General features: G+C 63.9%; 2 protein-coding genes. Both read right to left on the bottom strand.

Annotated features, from left to right (window positions below; translation table 11 throughout):
• Window positions 1-9 precede the first annotated feature (9 nt).
• Complete coding sequence (locus tag MHN84_RS29945; RefSeq protein WP_241207996.1) at window positions 10-822, bottom strand: integrase core domain-containing protein; 813 nt, start codon at window positions 820-822, stop codon at window positions 10-12.
• Between the two features lie 125 nt (window positions 823-947).
• Window positions 948-1,292, bottom strand: a complete 345-nt coding sequence (locus tag MHN84_RS29615) for a helix-turn-helix domain-containing protein (protein WP_241207995.1) — start codon at window positions 1,290-1,292, stop codon at window positions 948-950.
• Window positions 1,293-1,360: the final 68 nt, after the last annotated feature.

Below are 1,360 nucleotides of genomic sequence, written 5' to 3'. Positions count from 1 at the left end.
TGTCTTGAGTCAAGAAAGTGGCAGGTTTTTGTTGGCGAGGTAGGCCTGTTTGGGGGTGTGGTCGGCCAGTGCTTGGTGGGGTCGGATGGTGTTGTAGATGATGCGGAAGCGGTGAACTTCCATGTCGAGGGCGTCGCCGTCGCCGATGTAGCCGCGGAACAGGTGCTCGTATTTCAGCGTGCCGAAGAACCGTTCGATGACGCCGTTGGTCTGTGGTGACTTGATTCGGGTGCGGATGTGGCGCAGGACGGGGTCGTGGCCGGCGAAGATGGTTTGGAAGTCTTTTCCGCGGTAGCAGGGCCCGTTGTCGGAGACCAAAGCGATGGGGGCTGGTGCTCGGCCGATGACGTTTTCGTCGGCGTCGAGGACATCCATCTCGCCTCGGTCCTGGCGCAGATCGGCCAGGTTGAGAACGCAGGTGGCTTCCTCGACGGCCAGGCGTACACAGTGCACGGCGTCGCGGCCCCGACCGGTCGGGGTCACGGTGATGGCAAGGCAGTATTTGGTGACATAGTCGATGACAGCGCTGATGCGCCAGATCCCACCGTGGGCGGTTTCGAATTCGGAGAAGTCGGTCTGCCAGACCCGGTTACGTTCGGTGGGCGGGTCGTGAAAGACGCGTCGACGCAGTGCTGCCCAGGATTTGCGATCGGCACGGAAGCCCTGGGGTAGCAGCAGGCCTCGACGGCGTAACGCTCGCTGGACTGAGGAGTTGGTGACCTCGTATCCGTCAGCCCGCATCAGAGCCGCGACCTTGCGGTAGCCCCACGCTGGCCATTCTTCGGCGTACTTCGCTGCTCTGGCCTCGATCTGATCGACCACAGGCGCCGGCCACGGGCCTTTATCGGGGCTTCCGGCTCTCAAGCGCGCCAGCCGGCGTCGATAGGTCCGCTCCGGGATGCCGGCTAACGGCGCGAACCTCGAAACCGGCAGTTGCGCTGCTTCTCTTAGGGTTTCGAGGTCTTGGAAGGGACCTGGTCGGCCAGGGCTGCCCCGCGTTGCCAGATCCGCAACTGAACCGTCGCCTCGGCCAGGGCGAGCTTGAGCTCGTCGTTCTCCAGGCGCAGCCGCCGTTGCTCGGGGCTTCCAGCCCCGTGCGCGGCGCCGCTGGGGACCTCCTGCATCCGCTCGGCACCCGCCTCGAGGAACTGGTATTTCCATTTGAGTACCTGCCCCGGTGACACTCCGCATCGCCGGGCCGCTTCGGCACCCGACATCTCGCCCGCCAACACCGCCAGAACCAAACGGGTCTTCTCCTCGGCGCTGACCTTCACCTTCCGCGATCTCGACATCTGACACTCCCTCTGGACGTGTCACCATCATTCTCCGGCGACCCTGCCAGAAAGTTTGAGTCAGTGGA

Source organism: Mycobacterium sp. PSTR-4-N, from assembly GCF_022348085.1.
In the GTDB taxonomy this organism is placed as follows: domain Bacteria; phylum Actinomycetota; class Actinomycetes; order Mycobacteriales; family Mycobacteriaceae; genus Mycobacterium.
The sequence above is the reverse complement of the archived record's forward strand: the minus strand, read 5'-3'. Positions and strand labels throughout refer to the sequence as shown.

Bases quoted from the DNA above. Each gene is read 5' to 3' on its own strand.
- MHN84_RS29615 (WP_241207995.1), bottom strand. From the start codon at position 1,292: ATGTCGAGATCGCGGAAGGTGAAGGTCAGCGCCGAGGAGAAGACCCGT.